Source organism: Kineothrix alysoides, from assembly GCF_000732725.1.
GTDB classification, from domain to species: domain Bacteria; phylum Bacillota; class Clostridia; order Lachnospirales; family Lachnospiraceae; genus Kineothrix; species Kineothrix alysoides.
Genome location: NZ_JPNB01000001.1, coordinates 625,887 through 642,770, shown reverse-complemented (window position 1 = coordinate 642,770; position 16,884 = coordinate 625,887). Strand labels below are relative to the sequence as shown.

Annotated in this window: 12 protein-coding genes; 4 read left to right on the top strand and 8 right to left on the bottom strand. The window is 39.5% G+C overall.

The features are described 5' to 3' along the window. Positions 1-70: 70 nt before the first annotated feature. Positions 71-1,369: a glycoside hydrolase family 27 protein gene (locus CC90_RS0103055; protein WP_031389359.1), complete on the bottom strand. Its 1,299-nt coding sequence runs from the start codon at positions 1,367-1,369 to the stop codon at positions 71-73. Positions 1,370-1,692: 323 nt separating this feature from the next. On the opposite strand from CC90_RS0103055, the gene CC90_RS0103050 reads away from it, so the two are divergent. Beyond that, positions 1,693-2,541: an AraC family transcriptional regulator gene (locus tag CC90_RS0103050; RefSeq protein ID WP_031389358.1), complete on the top strand. Its 849-nt coding sequence runs from the start codon at positions 1,693-1,695 to the stop codon at positions 2,539-2,541. Positions 2,542-2,718: 177 nt separating this feature from the next. On the opposite strand, the gene CC90_RS0103045 is transcribed toward CC90_RS0103050, so the two are convergent. The 4 genes from CC90_RS0103045 to CC90_RS0103030 form a co-directional block, all read right to left on the bottom strand. Next, positions 2,719-4,344 (bottom strand): glycoside hydrolase family 5 protein, encoded by a 1,626-nt coding sequence (locus tag CC90_RS0103045; RefSeq protein WP_242843236.1) that lies wholly within the window; start codon positions 4,342-4,344, stop codon positions 2,719-2,721. 156 nt (positions 4,345-4,500) lie between these two features. Further along, positions 4,501-5,331: a carbohydrate ABC transporter permease gene (locus CC90_RS0103040; RefSeq protein WP_031389356.1), complete on the bottom strand. Its 831-nt coding sequence runs from the start codon at positions 5,329-5,331 to the stop codon at positions 4,501-4,503. Beyond that, positions 5,328-6,206, bottom strand: coding sequence for a carbohydrate ABC transporter permease (locus tag CC90_RS0103035; protein ID WP_031389355.1), 879 nt, complete (start codon positions 6,204-6,206; stop codon positions 5,328-5,330). The genes CC90_RS0103040 and CC90_RS0103035 overlap by 4 nt, the downstream gene beginning before the upstream one ends. A gap of 98 nt (positions 6,207-6,304) precedes the next feature. After that, positions 6,305-7,624 (bottom strand): ABC transporter substrate-binding protein, encoded by a 1,320-nt coding sequence (locus tag CC90_RS0103030; protein ID WP_051869260.1) that lies wholly within the window; start codon positions 7,622-7,624, stop codon positions 6,305-6,307. A 441-nt stretch (positions 7,625-8,065) separates the two neighbouring features. On the opposite strand from CC90_RS0103030, the gene CC90_RS0103025 reads away from it, so the two are divergent. The 3 genes from CC90_RS0103025 to CC90_RS0103015 all read left to right on the top strand — a co-directional run bounded on the left by CC90_RS0103025 (position 8,066) and on the right by CC90_RS0103015 (position 12,154). Beyond that, positions 8,066-9,694, top strand: coding sequence for a sensor histidine kinase (locus CC90_RS0103025; protein WP_165919323.1), 1,629 nt, complete (start codon positions 8,066-8,068; stop codon positions 9,692-9,694). Next, positions 9,664-10,776, top strand: coding sequence for a response regulator transcription factor (locus CC90_RS0103020; protein ID WP_031389352.1), 1,113 nt, complete (start codon positions 9,664-9,666; stop codon positions 10,774-10,776). Before CC90_RS0103025 ends, CC90_RS0103020 begins: the two co-directional genes overlap by 31 nt. Positions 10,777-10,939: 163 nt before the next feature. Next, positions 10,940-12,154 (top strand): IS256 family transposase, encoded by a 1,215-nt coding sequence (locus tag CC90_RS0103015; RefSeq protein WP_031389351.1) that lies wholly within the window; start codon positions 10,940-10,942, stop codon positions 12,152-12,154. Positions 12,155-12,520: 366 nt separating this feature from the next. Here CC90_RS0103015 and CC90_RS0103010 read toward each other — a convergent pair whose 3' ends face one another. From CC90_RS0103010 to CC90_RS0103000, 3 genes are all read right to left on the bottom strand, one after another. Next, positions 12,521-14,221, bottom strand: coding sequence for a hypothetical protein (locus CC90_RS0103010; protein WP_031389350.1), 1,701 nt, complete (start codon positions 14,219-14,221; stop codon positions 12,521-12,523). Positions 14,222-14,396: 175 nt separating this feature from the next. Beyond that, positions 14,397-15,122 (bottom strand): LytR/AlgR family response regulator transcription factor, encoded by a 726-nt coding sequence (locus tag CC90_RS0103005; RefSeq protein WP_031389349.1) that lies wholly within the window; start codon positions 15,120-15,122, stop codon positions 14,397-14,399. Between the two features lie 66 nt (positions 15,123-15,188). Beyond that, the gene (locus tag CC90_RS0103000) at positions 15,189-16,427 is read right to left on the bottom strand and encodes a sensor histidine kinase (RefSeq protein WP_031389348.1); all 1,239 of its coding nucleotides are present in this window, start codon (positions 16,425-16,427) and stop codon (positions 15,189-15,191) included. Positions 16,428-16,884 lie beyond the last annotated feature (457 nt).

The window sequence follows — 16,884 nt, the reverse complement described above, 5'->3', positions numbered from 1 at the left end:
GTTTCATCTGTCGAAATATTTAAGTCCTTATCCCTTATATTAAAATATACTATAAAACCGCTTCCCCCAATTATTCCAGCCTGTATACGCTGCTTCCGTGTGCCGGAAGAATGGAGGAAATCTTACCATCACTGCTCTTGGTCCTTATTTGGGTCCACAATTCAAGCAGCGAAACTCCTGTCGGAAGTGTCTCGTCAATATCCTTCAAAGCCACGGACACCTCCATCTCCTCGTCCGCCAGATTAAACAGTGCTATGAACCGTTCCTTTGTCCGGTCATTGTATGCGGTCCATACCGCCTTCATTTCATCATGCGCAAGCTGATGCGGACGGCAGTCCGGCGTAAGCATGGAGAGGATATCCTTGTTCGTAAGCAGTGAAAGCGTCCAGTCATCCATTTTCGTCATCTCCGCTCCGAGCATCAGCGGAGAACCGAAGATACACCAGAGCGTCATCATGGTACGCTGCTCCTCTTTGGTAAAATCCGTCCGGCGTTCCTTTCCGAAACCTTTTCCCAGCCAGCCAAGCGGCAGCATATCGCAGTCCGGGTAACAGCCTTTAGACACTTGATTCTCCCACAGTTCACATCTATGGAACATATCCTTAAGCAAATCCCAGTTATCCCAGAAATCATCTGTAATGCGCCACATGTTTGCATGCTTCTCATAGTGCCATGCCTTGTCAATCAGGGCAGGCCCCGGGGATAAGGACAGAACGACCTGGCGTCCGCAGCGTTCTATCGCTTTTGAAAGCATCTCGATCTCATGGCGTGCAGAATACTGATTCGTCACATACATGTTCGTATTACATATATCGTCACATTTGATAAAGTCCACTCCCCATGACGCATAAAGCTCCAGCAGTGAATCATAGTAGGCCTGTCCTGCTTCTATATTGCGTACACCGTACATATCCGGATTCCAACCGCAGATAGATGACGGGTTCGCCACCATGTCAGCGGTCAAATCAGTACCAAGTACCTTACTGTGTGCGTGAGCAGCAGTACGGGGAATACCGCGCATGATGTGAATACCAAATTTCAATCCCAGGCTATGTATATAATCTGCCAGATGTTTGAAGCCCGTACCTCCTGCCGAAGATGGAAACCGCTCCGGGTCAGGCTGTAATCTGGCATATTCATCTATCTCTACACCTGCAAACGGAATATACTGGAACTTATCTCTCATGGAGCCCGGTTTATGGGAATACCATTCAATATCGATTACGATATACTCCCATCCATATTCCTTCATGTTGGCCGCCATATAATCTGCATTTGCTTTTACCTGCTCTTCATTTACCGTCGTATCATAGTAATCATAACTGTTCCATCCCATCGGCGGAAGTGCTGCAAAGTTGTTCTTATTCATACTGTTCCTCCATGTTTTTAATACCCGCAAACTTGGACGTAAGCACAGCTTTTGTTCCGCGCACGCAGCTGCGCATCGTTGGCCCGAAGGGTAACACGAGTGTTTATATCATAGGAGGCAGCACCTTCACACGCTAAAACAACAAGGTATTTCCTATGATATAAAAAATATATTTCTCACACCGCCGCCCTTAACAAATCAGGTATTTTTTTGATTTTGTCATTCTTCTTTCATTCTTATTGATTTTCTTCTTCCAATCAATTATAGTTGAAAGTAATAGGTTATAAAAGAATAGTTTCTTGATAAGCAGGGGTATTTTTTTGATGCAATACAATTTTGGACATTTTGGTTTACTGAATACCGATGATATGGCCGACCAGCCGTTAATTATTATGGACGGCGGCATTGAATCCCGTTTCCGTGAGGACTATGATTTCTCGAATGAAAAACGGGACACGTACCGTGGATATTTATTTCAATATACGTTATCAGGAAAAGGATGGTTTGAAAAAAACGGAGAAAGATATTGTCTTTCCGAAGGCGTAGGATTTCTGACAAGAATACCGGAGAAGACCCGCTATTATCTGGGCAAGGACTCTGCTGAGCCTTGGACGTTTTTATATCTGCATTTCGATGGAAATACTGCCGCTCCATTTTTTCAAAAGCTGGACTCTCTCTGTGGCTGCGTCTTTTCTCTGGACCCCAACTCTCATCCGATCACTCAATATTTAAAGCTGCACCATAAGCTGATATGCGGAGACCGGTTGGAAAAATATGAAGGGCAGGAGTTTTTGTATCTCTTCTTATGCCGTCTTCTGAGGGAGGTGGAACATTCTACCGCCGGCGTCCAAAACTCCGTGGTGAATCTGGCGCTTCAAATTATGTTGAAGGAATACAGCACCCTGGAAGGTGTAGACGAAATAGCCCAGAAGCTGGGGATTTCACAAGAGCATCTGACACGCAGCTTTAAAACGGAGCAGGGGATTCCCCCGGTCCGCTATCTGACGAACCTGCGAATCCAGGCTGCTATGAATGATTTGTTGGATACAGAGGATTTGATACATGATATTGCGCTGAGAACCGGATTTTCAAATGGGAACTATTTTGCCAAGGTATTTCGGAAATATGCGGGAATGTCGCCGGGGGAATACCGGGCACATTGTATTTTGTAATCGTCTTTTTACTCAAACCAGCTCTTATCTTACGATGACCGCCTGCTTGTCCTGAATTCCTTTAACAGTTACAAAGCAGGACTAAACAGCTGAAAGTCTTATAAATAATAAGATCTTTCAGCTTTAGTTCTGTTTATTCCACCTTTTAATGCCATGAGGAAAACTTAATCTGGTTTTTTATATCGCCTGTTTCGCCCTATTAAATTCAGATAAAAATTCTAATTTTTCAAGACAAACCGTACCTTTCATAGATATAATCTTCACAGCTCCACAACCACCGGATAACTTTACTTCCAGCTTTGTGCATTCCGGCTTTACCTCGAATTCTTTCAAGCTGCTATCATCCGTTCTGCCAACTCCAAGCATTCCACCCGAATAACCTTTTGCAAATTTTAACTTTAAACAAACTTCCTGTCCCGACTCAACCGTATAACATACAAACTCGCTATCACTTAGAATTACCCCATAGCGATCCCACTGACAATCAAACACATACCGTTTCGCTTTAGCAGCTTCCAATTCCACTAATTTCATCCCGCAGCCGCTTCTATAACTGATTTCTGCATTCTCTGCGCTGTATCCGCTAAAGGATGTTCCGCTTCCGGGATATTCGTCAAAGTCACTGGCCCGCATGCTAAAGGGCGCATGGCGCAGCACATGATTAGTCACTTCTGTATGTTCTGCACAATTATCCAATTTGCAGTTCTCCAAATATTCATCGAAAATTCTCCGGGCAGCTTCAAATCCGGGATGTACTCCCCCTCCAATATAGTCCAATACTTTTTGATAATCCTTTGGCCTATTAACAGAATACGGAGAATTCGTACAATCCATTTTTTTCCACGGCCAAAGATTGTATCCAATACCGGCGGACTCTGCTAACGGATAGATAGCGGCATACCATTCATTTATATTTTCTCCGGACTCACCAAGCCAAAGTGCCACATCCAATTCATTCGATTTATCAATATATTTTTCTAAGCATTTGATATCAGGAATTTCCGCATACCGGTGAAAATGTAACACCATGTTCTCATCAAATTTTTTGGTGAATATACTTAAATCTGCAGCCCAATGAGCGCCTTCAATACTTACCATATGCTTTTGATCAATTTTACGGATTTCAGCAATTGCATGTTCATAAAATAATGTCAATTGAGGAAATAAATAATCAAAATTACCATTTCCTGTATTTGGTGGTGCGATCGGCTCATTCAATAAATCATATCCGCCTACTACCGCTCTGTCTTTATATCGTTCTGCCAGCGTTTTCCATAAATCGATTGCCTTATCCCAACTGTCCGAATCAATAAAAAGACGGGGAACATTGTCTATACTATCATCAATGTTGGCACCGGTCTGACCTCCCGGAGCGCCATGCAAGTCCAAAAAGGCATAAATTCCCGCCTCCTCACACCATGAAAGACAATTATCCAGCAACCGAAATCCTTCTTTTTTATAACGGATTCCCGGACCCTCTTCCATAAAAAGCCGATACATGAACGGTATGCGGACAGAATTATATCCAAGCTCTGCCATTTTTAAAATATCTGATTTCGTTATATAGTTTTCCCGAAATTTTACCCAGAAAGCATCTGCATATTTTTTTCCTGTTAATTGTTCCACAACCTGCTCTATACGGCGCGGTCTGTCAAAGCGCTCACTGTCGATGCTCCACATATATCCTTCCTGCAGCATCCAATTACCGAGCCCCCAGCCTTTTAAGAGAATTTCTTCCCCGTTCTCATTAAATATTTTTTTACCTTTGGCATATAAAAAACCATTTATCATTCTAATAACCAAGCCTTTCCAACACCTGCAAACTTTGGGCCATATGTGCGGGCACATATTAGGCACAAGATTTGCAAGCATAATAAATTATGCTGTGAAAATTTTAATTTTCACATTAATCTCTTCTCATCTGCATCTTCTATCGAACTACCTCGAAACTCGTAACCTTTATCCTTTTACCGCTCCGTCTGCAATACCTTTCATGATATTCTTCTGGAAAATTACATAAAGAAGGATTGCCGGCAATGCCGCTAATATCAAGGCACTCAAAATAGCTGTCCAATCGCTGCTGTATTGTCCGAATAAAGTATTGGTAGATAACAGCAACGTGTACTTTTTATTATCAGAAATAATAATAAGGGGCAAAAGAAAATCATTCCATACCCACAGCATATTGGTAATACAAACAGTGGCAGTTGTTGCCTTCAGCATCGGAAATACGACCAGAAAAAAAGTCTGTATGGAATTACATCCGTCTATCGCCGCAGCTTCTTCCATTTCAACAGGGATACCTTTTACAAATCCGTAATAAATGAAAATTGCCATACTTTCACCCAAGCCTGCATATATCAATGCCAAGCCGATCAATGAATTCTTAATTCCCAGCGCTAAAACTACCTTATACAAAGGAATCATAATGGAACTAAAAGGAATAAGCATGGAAAACACAAACATCGCAAACAAAAATTTCGATAAACGTGTTTTTGTACGGCACATTTTCCAGCCGGCAAGCGAGGAAAACAATGCCATAAAAAATACAGCCAAGACCGCGAGAAATACCGTATTTCCCAAGCTCCTGAAATAAGACATCTTCTCCAGGGATCTTATATAATTATCAAAATATAATTTACTCGGAAGCGAAAGCACATTGCTGAGCAGCTCGCCATTTGACTTGAAAGAATTAATGAAAGCCAATATCAGCGGAAAGCTTGTGAATAACCCTATTATGATTAACAATAACGTGATAAATATCTGATAGTGTTTCCTGCTCCCTCTCATAATTCTTCCTCCTTACTCTGTGTTGTCTTTAGCTGAATCGCAGTAATAATCAGGATAATTAAAAACAGGACGGTTGACTTTGCCGTAGCATATCCATATCTTATATTTCCTCTGAAGGCCTCTTCATAAATATTAACCGCAACTGATTGTGTCGCCCTTCCGGGGCCTCCGCCCGTCAACGAATAAATAACGTCAAATACCTGGAAGGATGAGTTTAACGTCCAAAACAAACAAACTGTCAACGCTGGCTGTATTAGAGGAAAAGTTACATTCCAAAACTTTTTCCATCCATTTGCTCCGTCCAATTCAGCCGCTTCCAATAAATGAGTTGGTACGCCCTGCAATCCTGCCATATATATAATCATCAGATAACCGACACATCCCCATGAAGCAACGATGATAATAGACAGAAACGCATAGCGGGTATCTCCCACCCAAGACTGATCCAGGAACTTCCATCCCCAATTATCTGCCATATAGTAAAGTACTTTATAAAAAATAAATCGCCACATGTATCCGCCTATGATCATGCTTATCATATTAGGAAGGCAGAAAATTGTCCTGAAAAATCCCTTTCCTTTTTTGACCGACTCAACAGTAACCGCCAGCACCAAAGCCATGACATTTGCAATAACCAGCAATACTACTACATATTTAATCGTAAATATCACGGATTGCCAGAAATAATCATCCGACAACATCTCACGAAAGTTTTTCAACCCAATAAAATCATATTCTTTACTCAGCCCATTCCAATTTGTCATTGAATAAAATATACCGGTAACTGCCGGATAAAGTTTGAATACCGCATATACGACCAAGGCCGGCAACGCAAACATAATCAGACTAAAATTTTGTTTCCTTTTACTTTGCATATAAAGTACCTCTTCTTTTCATGTGCTGTATTTCCAATAAGTTATTTCAAGCGTGCAGAGATGTTTCCGCACGCTTGAGAAATCACACACTCTTACTCTTATTTAGAAAGTTCATTTGCTTCTTTAAATGCACCGTCAAGACGCTCTATAATTCCATCAATGTCCACACTTCCAACATACAATTCCTGAAGCAGCCTGCCTTGCTCATCTGTTACCGAAGATGGAAGCACCAGATCCTGATAAGAACGGCCCTCTTCCACATACTTATATGCATCCTGTACCCATGATGCCGTTTCAAATGCATGAATGGAAGAGATCGGATTAAATCCACAAGCCTGGAACAATGCCGATGAATCGTTATCGTCTAAAACATAATTTGCAAATTTTATGGCCACTTCTTTTTCAAGACCATTGGCATATACTCCTAATACCGTAGAGGTAGCGAGATTAATCCTGGTACATTCCGGATTATTGTTGACAGGTAATGCAAATACCCCTAGCTGCATATCGGGATTCGTTGTCATTATCGTATTTGCCGACCAAGTTCCCTGAACAAACATTGCCGCGGCTCCATTGGCAAAATCTGCGGCTCCGACTTCCGACCCTTCTTCCATCGCACGCTTGGTACCATTTTCCATGATCAAATTGATAACATCAAAGATTTCTCTAACCTCCTCGTAGGAAGCTTCATCTTTATACATGCGCTCCAACCAGTCAGGAATATCTCCTGTCGTTTTCCCGCCGAGTGTTACCGCTGTCATAAGCTGCGGAACCCACTGTTCCTGAAACGCTAACATAAAAGGGGTATAACCCTTTTCCTGCAATGCCACACAAACTGCTTTCAGCTCATCCAACGTTTCAGGCGGCGTAATTCCGGCATCTTCAAACATCTGCTTATTATACAAAACACTCCATGCCGTACTTTCAATTGGAACTCCCATTACTTTCCCATCAACTGTAACGGTCTCTTTTACATTATCATATACTTTTGCAATGCTCTCTTCATTCGTCAAATCTGTTAAATATCCTGCATTTGCGTATGTTTGAATATTGTTGGCCTGAATTGTAAATAAGTCCGGTGTATCATCGCCGGTCAACCTCGCCTGAAGAATACTATCATATTGGTCCGCGCTGGGCATCTCAAGATTTATAGTAACTTTAACATTTTCTTCTGCCAGCATCTTCGCCTCAAACTGGTCGCAGTAATCTTCCCATTGATCCATATACTGAGGAAAGCTCATCATGATATTAAGCTCAACCTCCTTAGCAGGAGCAGTTTCTGAAGAAACCTCTTCTACAGAGGCCGTTTCTTCCACCTCGCCCGCTTTACTGTCAGCCGAAGTATTTTCCCCGCCATTACCGCATGCCGTTAGCGTCATGGCCAGTAACAACATCATTGATACTAATTTCTTTTTCACTATAGTAATCCTCCTTCTAAAACAACTTCTCACTTTGAACACTTTGCCTAAGTTACAATGCAATTATATTATTTCTTTGGATAAATTTCATTGTCATAAACGGTTCTCTCTTATTGTACATTTTTAATATTGTGCATTTTTAACATCAAACCCTGCCATAAAACGCAAATCTATTTACATCTCTTACTCGCTTGGATATAATAATCACTATATAAAACAGAGATAAGAGCTTACTTCTTAAAACATCCCAACTCGGAGAAGGTATATATCATGAAGAAAGAGCGCATTAAAATATTAAATCATAAAATATCCATTCAAAAAAGAATTTTGGGGTCAATGCTCTTAATATCAATGATTCCTATTTTATTGCTGGCCTATTTTACATTAAATATATCTCAAAAGAATATGCAAAATCAATTAATACAAACGAGAATCCTTGGCATGAATTGGATGAACGATAAACTAACTACGGAATTAGGCGGATATGCCGATTTGTTCTATTCATTTGAAATCAACAAGAAAATCAAACAAGGTCTTATTTCCTGGGTGATCGGCAACAATTCAATTGACAGTATTCTGCCTGATATTCGAAATAATTTTGAAGATGCGCTGAATACCGATGCCAATATAATTTCCGTTGAAATATATAATTATCTGACCGGAGACGGATACATAGCAACTCGAAAAAGTTTCCAAAATGGTACATGGGATAAAATGGATACAGTCTGGAATTCAAGAGATACTGCTTTACAATCCAATATTGTCGTCAGAAGAGACGGTTCCGATTTCGTTGTAATGCACCAAATTAATGAATTCACTACAGGTAAAAAAATAGCAGTATTGGTTATCCGTTTGAATAAACATTCATTTACAGACACCATACAAAAGAATATCGAAGAAGGTGAAAGCGCTATTCTTTTCAATGATGAGGATTTGATTCTCGCAGAACTCGGTAATTATCAAAATGTATCAGTTCAGAATAATTATATCGATATAATGCAGCGAATAAAAGAAGAGCCCTCCGGTATTTTTGCTGAAAACAATCATTTTTATTTTTACGAATCAATTAACAAGGGAAAATTAAACCTGCTTTATATAGTGCCTGATCAATTAATCAGGAATCAATTAAAAGATACTGTTACAATCGCATTTATCATTATGATATTTTCTCTGCTTGCAGCGGCATTATTATCCGTCTTATTTTCCGAAATAATCAGTAAGCCTATCATTACATTGAGCAAAAAAATGCAGACAACAGATATTCATAATTTTGCTGCGGATGTTCCAATAAATCGAAATGATGAAATCGGCTTGCTTCAGGAAAGCTTTGAAAATATGATGACCCGTAATCAGGAACTGGTCACTCAGGAATACCAACGTGAAATAGAAAAAAGAAACGCACAGCTCAGAGCTTTGCAGGCACAAATCAATCCTCATTTTTTATATAATACATTGCAAGTCATCGGAGGAATGTCCCTGTCAGGAAAGAGCGAGCATATATATCCCGTTGTAACAGCATTAAGTGACATACTGCGGTATGCAATCAGTTTCGAGCGGGAATCCGTTACGCTTGAACAAGAAATTACTTATTTAAAAAGTTATATTTCAATACAGAATAACAGATTTGACCATCGGCTTCAATTTGAGACAGAAATCTCTCCACGGGCAATGCAGTCATATATACCGAAACTAATTCTGCAGCCTCTTGTTGAAAATTGTCTTGAGCATGGACTTAATAAAAAAAACGAGGATTGGAAAATACAGCTTAACGCTTATGAAGATATCGCATCAGACAGCTTAATCATTACTGTTTCCGATAACGGTCTCGGTATGGATTCCACACAACTCGATATAATCCGCACTTCATTAGATTCAGGCAATAAGGAAACATTAAACTCTTCTTCTCATATCGGACTAAGCAATGTTCATTCAAGAATCCGCATCATGTCCGGTCCTGAATATGGTTTGAGAATTCAAAGTAATCAAAATGAGGGCACAACGATAACAATAAAAACAAAACTGCTGGGAAAGAAAGAATTATGCGAAACGGAAAATACACGACAATATTAATCGACGATGAGAGTTGGACCCGGGATGTCCTTCGTTATATCGGCAAATGGGACGAGTTGGGAATTGAAATCATTGCGGAGGCTTCCGATGGTGAATATGGCCTGGAACTGGTCGTAAGCCTTAATCCGGATATTATCATATCTGACGTAAAAATGCCTAATATGAGTGGTTTGACCCTGATTGACACATTACGCAAAAGGGACTGTCATGCTAAAGTAATATTTGTTAGCGGTTATGACGATTTCCAATTCGTCAGAAATGCTGTACAATTACAGGCGATTGATTATTTATTAAAACCGGTTAAACCAGAGGAACTCAATGCCCAATTAGAGCGCTGCATCAAAGAATTAAACCAGGAGCAAGTCTCCGACAGCACAAAAGACTTAAGCCTGCAAGGAGTTTTACATGTCGGCTGGTTTACGGACTACACCGATTTAAGGACTTCTATCTATGAGTCCTTAAAAGCTAATAATTTAGATTTGTTACAGAATAGAATTGAGACACTGGAAGCTTTAGTTATACGATCAGAAGGGGACAGCCCCTCAAAAAATATTGCTATTTATATACATTTTGACTTCCATAATATGCTGCAAAAGTTTATCTCGGAATGCGGCTATTCCTTCAATGAAATCATGGATGAAAAAGCCGGTTCCTATGTTTTTTCAAGCAATTTTTCCTTTCATGAAATGATACAGTCTATAAGAGCTCTGTTCATCAAGGCTATTATGAAAATGGAACACCTGAAAAAAGAAAAGAACAAAATCGATATAAAACTAATATGTAAATACATAGAATCAAACTATACGGAAAATATATCCTTGGAAAAAACCGCAGAAAACTTTTATATCAGTAAGGAATATCTGAGTAAAGTATTGAAATCAGAAACCGGAGCCGGGTTCTCCGGCTATATTACCGGGCTGAGAATGAAAAAGGCAAAAGAACTTTTACTTACGGATGTTGCAATCAAAGAAATCGCCGAAATGACCGGATACAAAGAATTAGGGCATTTTTATAAGGTATTTAAAAAGTACTATGGAATCACACCCGGAGAAATGTTAAACAACATTAGGAATCAGGGATAATTATTGCTCTAAGCGAGGATTACAAAAGAGGCTGTCACCTCATCTTTTTAATCGTGAAGGCGACAACCTCGGTAGTGTAAAATAAGTTGTGTCTTTGGAAATAAATGGCTTCTCTCTGGAAAGAATTAGATAAATAATTCTTTTTCAGGAAGGAGCTTTTTATATGGCTATTGCAAAGGACCAATTACAACAAATTATTGCTGATAACGACATTAATAGTCCCAGTGATATCTATGCCCTATTTAAGGACAGTTTTAAAGATATGCTGCAGGAACTATTAGAATCGGAAATGAATGCTTCAATTGGCTATGAAAAAAATAATAAGGAGCATATGGACTCGGACAACAAGCGCAATGGATATTCTCCCAAAACCGTAAAGAGTCAGTATGGAGAAGTACAACTGGATATTCCCCGAGATAGAAATGGGGAATTCGAACCCCAGATTGTCCCTAAGTACCAACGGGATATTTCGGGGATTGAGGAAAAAGTCATCTCCCTCTATGCCAGAGGCATGACCACCCGCGATATCCATGATCAGATTGAAGACTTGTATGGAATTCAAGTATCAGCCGAAATGGTCAGCAAGATCACGGATAAGCTTCTGCCCGAAGTAAAAGAATGGCAGTCCCGTCCCTTGGAGCCAATCTATCCCTTCGTCTTCATGGATGCGATCCATTACAAAATCCGTGAAGATGGACGAATCCTGAATCGAGCAGCTTATGTGGTACTAGGCGTAAGTTTAGATGGGAACAAAGACATCCTGAGCATCAACATCGGGGCAAATGAATCCTCTAAGTTCTGGCTGGGTATGTTAAATGATTTAAAGAATCGTGGTGTCCAAGAAGTGCTCTTCTTTTGTGTAGATGGACTTAACGGATTTAAAGAAGCAATCGCTGCGGCCTATCCGCAGGCACAAGTACAACGGTGTATCATCCACATGCTGCGCAATTCCTTCAAATATGTATCCTATAAAGACATCAAGAAGTTTGCGTCTGACTTTAAAGCAGTATACAAGGCACCCACCGAAGAAGCCGCCCTTTCTGAATTAGAAGGAGCGAAAGAAATCTGGGGTAAAAAATATCCGTATGCGATCGCAAGTTGGGAACAGAATTGGGATGTTGTAAGCCCCTTTTTTCAGTTCAGCGAAGATATCCGCAGGATAATGTATACGACAAATATCATAGAAGGAGTAAATCGACAGTTTCGTAAGGTAACCAAGACAAAAAGTGTTTTTCCCAATGATACTTCCTTGGAAAAAATGTTGTACCTGGCGACTCAGAATGTAAAGAAGAAGTGGACGCAACGTTATCGTAACTGGGACTTAGTCTTAAGTCAGCTTCTCCTCTTGTATGGTGAACGGATTAGCGAATATCTGTAAATAGAAAAAATCGGCAGGCTGCCCGCAAAGCTACCTGCCGATCCACATATATCTTATTTCACCGATAATTATAGTTTAACCAGAATATTCCAAGATAAACATATTTTCCATTTTTATTTCGGAGGTCGGGTGTGGGCAGCGTCCACGAAAAGTTGCTTTTCAATTATCGATTACTTTTCATGTAGAAATGTATAAAATTTCTTTATCCGCACAGACTATAAAATAAGAAAATAAATTCGACACAAAAATTCACCTATAACTAACAAGAATTTTACATATCTAATTCAATTCCAGATACTTGATGTCATTTGAGACACAGGAAAATTTACGCCCTCACAACCTCATAAAATAACCATTTACTATTCTTTAATACACAAGGACATATGCTCCAAAAAACTGTGTTTCTACCGTAATGGTACTCGGGTCGTTATCCAAATCATTTAGCACTACTGTCTCACCATTAGGTTTAATTAAGATAAGTGAAAAGGCATGGCCTTCTCCTACAAATGTATTCGGTATACCAAACACCAGATTTACTGAGTCAGAGGTCTGTCTTACACTTGTTACTGCGCCTGCTTTACTGATGGTGTACAAATCCGCATTAAGATAAGCTGCCACCTGTTTCCCTGATGATTCCGCAACACCGCGCAGCATTTCCTTCGCTGCTTTATTATAGCTATCACAGAAATAGAATCTTACATTCGTTCCTGCCGCTATCTGCTCTGCAGAAAGTCCTGCTGCAGAAGCTACTGCCGCATATTCTGTGGTAACAGCAATTCCATTCACAGAGTTCGCTGCATAGACACCGCCAACGGTTGATTCCAGAGTTGTTCCATCAGCGATTTGTACCCTATTGGTGGTAACACCTTCTGTTATTGGTTCTGAAGGAGTTGTGCCTTGTATAATCTCTTGCTTCCAGACAGGGGAACTATCATTACCAGTTACACCGTTGATAGTGAGGTAGAATTTTTCCTCATTATCTATCCAAAACTCTTTCCCAAAGTCATTCTCGGTCCACCAGCCACGCTGTCCCTCTGGCGGCCATGTGAAATCAATACTTTTTTCGCTCAGACGCGCATGTACCGCACATTCCAGCTTAGGAGTACTAATATCTTTTGATATAGTTATTTTCCATAAACCAAATACATCATTCGACACCCATTCCGGGTACTGGCTATAACCTACGTATTCCAAAACAGCCTCTTTACCGCTAGTGGTCGAGCCAAATGCAGAATTTATGAACAAGCCTCTTGCTCCTCCCTCAACCTCCCAAGTAGTAGTTGCATACACTACATCTCCCGGATTAGCACTGGTAATTGCATTCCCCTGCACATCATAATAGAATACCTTTGAGTTATTTATGATAAGGCCTATGGGTTCTTCTACTCCTTCGGTGCCTACGTTAATTGTCAGCGATCCAACTACTTTATCAATACTAAATTCCCTATAATAAAATCCGCCTTCCTGCTCTGATTGAGGCGTCCAGCCTTCTGCAAATTCTTCAGTAGGTATATGCATAGTTATAATCATATGAATTTGAGATGCCTGCATACCAGGAGATATCCACAGCTTCCATAACCCTCCCGAAGTTCCTTTATACCATGAAGGTAAAGGTTCGCTATCATTTCCTTTCCAGCTTAAGTCAGTTCGACCCACTTCCGAAGAATAACCAACTTCATATGTCGTACTATAAAGAACTCCAGCGGGAATACCAGTCGTTGTATAAGAAATCTCCATATACACCTCATCTCCCGCATTAACACTGGTCACTTCATTTCCCTGTATATCATAATAAGTTACCGTTGGATCGAATGTAACCACCCCTGTAATCTTATCTTCCGAGAAACTGGTATACGTTGCCACCGCTGCCAATGCTTCACTGGAATCCAATATATCCGTTGCGGAATCATTTGTTTCCTGCCCTGCAATCTCCTGCCCACTAATTTCCGAAGGACTCTCTCCCTCTTCTGCCCTAACCTGCATTCCGATTGACCCGAGGGCAAGAGCCGTCACAATGCTCAGTCCAAGTATCCGGCTTACCAAATTCTTTTCTTGTCTTGTTCTCATTAGAACGTCCTCCTTGATTTCATCGCATAGCTTTTCAACCCATTACTTTTTTTTACATCTTCCGTAAGAGTTTTCTTCGTCTGATTATATCAATCTACCTTTTCTAATGCATCCATTCTTTTTAAAACCGGCAAAATTGGCAGTGTTTTGTTCAAATTTGGTATTATATTCCTTCTTATTTTTGACTCTCTATTGTATTAAACAATCTATTCCTGATATCTTTATACTTACTCCTTGCCACCGGGAGCCGGATACCATCCCACAACTCCAGCCCTTTACTCGTCATCTTTTTAACGTGCTTTGCACTTACAATGTAGCTTTGATGGATTCTCCAGAATCTTTCCTCCGGCAGGAAGCTGTTACAATCAGATAACTTCATGCGAAAGCTCTCAGCATAGTCATTTGTATAAACGACAATATTATGCCCATCACTTTCTATATAACGTATAGATTCGGACGCAATTTTCACCACATTGCCATGCCGCCTAAGAGCAACAATATTTTCCTCCGATAAAGATATCTGCTCCAGAAGTTTATCCATCACATTCCTCATCTTCATCTCATCGATTGGTTTTACAAGAAAGCCGCTCGGTATCGCATAAAAGATATCCTGCGCATACCGTACCAGGCCTGTTATAAATATAACCTTTAGGCTTGGATAACGTAACTGGAGTTCCCTTGCTATTTCTATCCCGTCTTTGTCGGCGTATGGATACTCTATATCCATCAATAATATATCCGCCGCACTGCCTGGATGCTCCTCCCACCACGCAAGAAGTTGTTCCGGTATCCTAGTGGTTTCTATCTCTATCATATCTCCGTATATTCTACGCAGCATTGTTCTAATCTCTGTCAAAACCTTTCCTTGATCATCACATATCAGTACTTTTGTCTTTTTCATAAATGTCCCCTCTCCGCTTTAGCAGACTCAAAACCAATAATTGAAAGTACTTTTCTTTCAACCTTCTTACTCCCATGCCTGAAAGGTAATATACATCTGCATACTGTCCCCCTTGTCCTCATACCGGATACGTCCGCCGTACTTCCTTACTGTTTTTTTCATTATTCTGATTCCATATCCGTGACCTTGTCCAGATAACTTGGTTGTCATAAAATGGTTACTTTCAGGCTTTCCATCTTTATCCTTACTATTAGCTATGTATATTACAAGGTAAGATGCTTTTCTTTTCATGCTTAATTCTATAGTTCTGTCATCTCCGGCTTTCTCGCTGGCATCTATGGCATTATCCAGAGCATTCCCCAGCAAGCATATCCAATCCACTCTTTCCATACGGCTTTCAGACAGATTGACTAATTCATAATGAAAGAAAATGTTTTTCTCATTACAAATTAACTGTTTCTCCTTTATCAGTACGTCTATAATCGAGATTCCGCTCATAAGCTTTTCATCTATTTCACGCAGTACTTCGTTACCATAATCTGAGTCCTTGGAAGAATTTAAAACAGTGATATGATTGGCAACATCATGCCTTATTTTAGCAAGTTCTTCTTGTTCCAGCTGCAAGGCATCCTCTAGTTCATAGTAATATTTGTCCCTTTTCTCACTCTTTCTTAGCTTAAGTTCTTGATAAGTCATATTTCCAACTATTATCATCACAAACAACGGGAACACATAATATACACTTTTCCCGGAATTCAAAAATCCGGGGATAAAGTTTACCAAAGTAATTCCCGTACACACAAAACGTGTAAATCCGTTATTCTTTTTAAATAGGTTCTTTGCTATGATTCCCGTCAGAAAAAATGAGATAAAAGAAACAACAAAAGCAAGAAGAAAGCTGAATAAATTTGGAGTATCGGTTATTCTTTCTATTTCATAAACATCAAAGAAAGTAATCGGAGAAAGTACAACCAGAACAAGGATTGTTCCCGTAACCTGAAAGATAAAATCTATTGAAAATACAGTTATAAAATTGCTGATTCCCTTTCCTTCAAAAAAAATCATAAGAACCAACAATATTACTACATAGTAAGCTATATATTCTACTAACTTGTATTCAGAACCATTCGCATATACCGACAAATAATAATCATGTGTAACATACACAGAAAAGAAAAAAAGCAGGCCTGTTATTGTCTGTTTCTTGGGTTTTAAAAAACGAGATAACAAAAAAGTAATCAAACATCCCGAAAAGATTGCAATATAAACATTGTATATTGTGAGCATGATTTTTATTTTCTCCATGTCTTCTCTATTGGTTGAATAATTTCGATTTATTCCCATTTAATTTATAAACTTATAGCTCAGATTTTTGATGTTATCTACTTTTTACCACAGTTTTTGTCAAAAAACAAGATTACATGCTCTTATTGTTTTTAAACCTATCGTTTTTTAATCTAAAATATAATATTAAATAGCGGGGGAAATTATATAACTTGCAAAAACCCCTATCTCCCCTTGAAAATCCAATAAACTCTAGCATAACAATAGTATAAAACTGCCGGAAGATATCCTGAAAGGTCTCTTTTGGAGTTGATGCTGCACTCGTACAAACTATATAAATACGCCAACCGGATGGTATCATTGTATCCTTTCTGAATCTTACGCATAGCATTTGTTCTGCCGTGAACTTCATGTACCATTATTTTTACATTTAACATAAATATTTTTATATTATAAAAGTTATTATATAAATCAAAAG

Excerpts from the sequence above, each read along its gene's own strand:
- CC90_RS0103020 (WP_031389352.1), top strand. The coding sequence starts at position 9,664 with ATGCGAAACGGAAAATACACGACAATATTAATCGACGATGAGAGTTGG.
- CC90_RS0103055 (WP_031389359.1), bottom strand. The coding sequence starts at position 1,369 with ATGAATAAGAACAACTTTGCAGCACTTCCGCCGATGGGATGGAACAGT.
- CC90_RS0103005 (WP_031389349.1), bottom strand. The coding sequence starts at position 15,122 with ATGAAAAAGACAAAAGTACTGATATGTGATGATCAAGGAAAGGTTTTG.
- CC90_RS0103010 (WP_031389350.1), bottom strand. The coding sequence starts at position 14,221 with ATGAGAACAAGACAAGAAAAGAATTTGGTAAGCCGGATACTTGGACTG.
- CC90_RS0103040 (WP_031389356.1), bottom strand. The coding sequence starts at position 5,331 with ATGAGAGGGAGCAGGAAACACTATCAGATATTTATCACGTTATTGTTA.
- CC90_RS0103025 (WP_165919323.1), top strand. The coding sequence starts at position 8,066 with ATGAATTGGATGAACGATAAACTAACTACGGAATTAGGCGGATATGCC.
- CC90_RS0103015 (WP_031389351.1), top strand. The coding sequence starts at position 10,940 with ATGGCTATTGCAAAGGACCAATTACAACAAATTATTGCTGATAACGAC.
- CC90_RS0103050 (WP_031389358.1), top strand. The coding sequence starts at position 1,693 with ATGCAATACAATTTTGGACATTTTGGTTTACTGAATACCGATGATATG.
- CC90_RS0103035 (WP_031389355.1), bottom strand. The coding sequence starts at position 6,206 with ATGCAAAGTAAAAGGAAACAAAATTTTAGTCTGATTATGTTTGCGTTG.
- CC90_RS0103000 (WP_031389348.1), bottom strand. The coding sequence starts at position 16,427 with ATGGAGAAAATAAAAATCATGCTCACAATATACAATGTTTATATTGCA.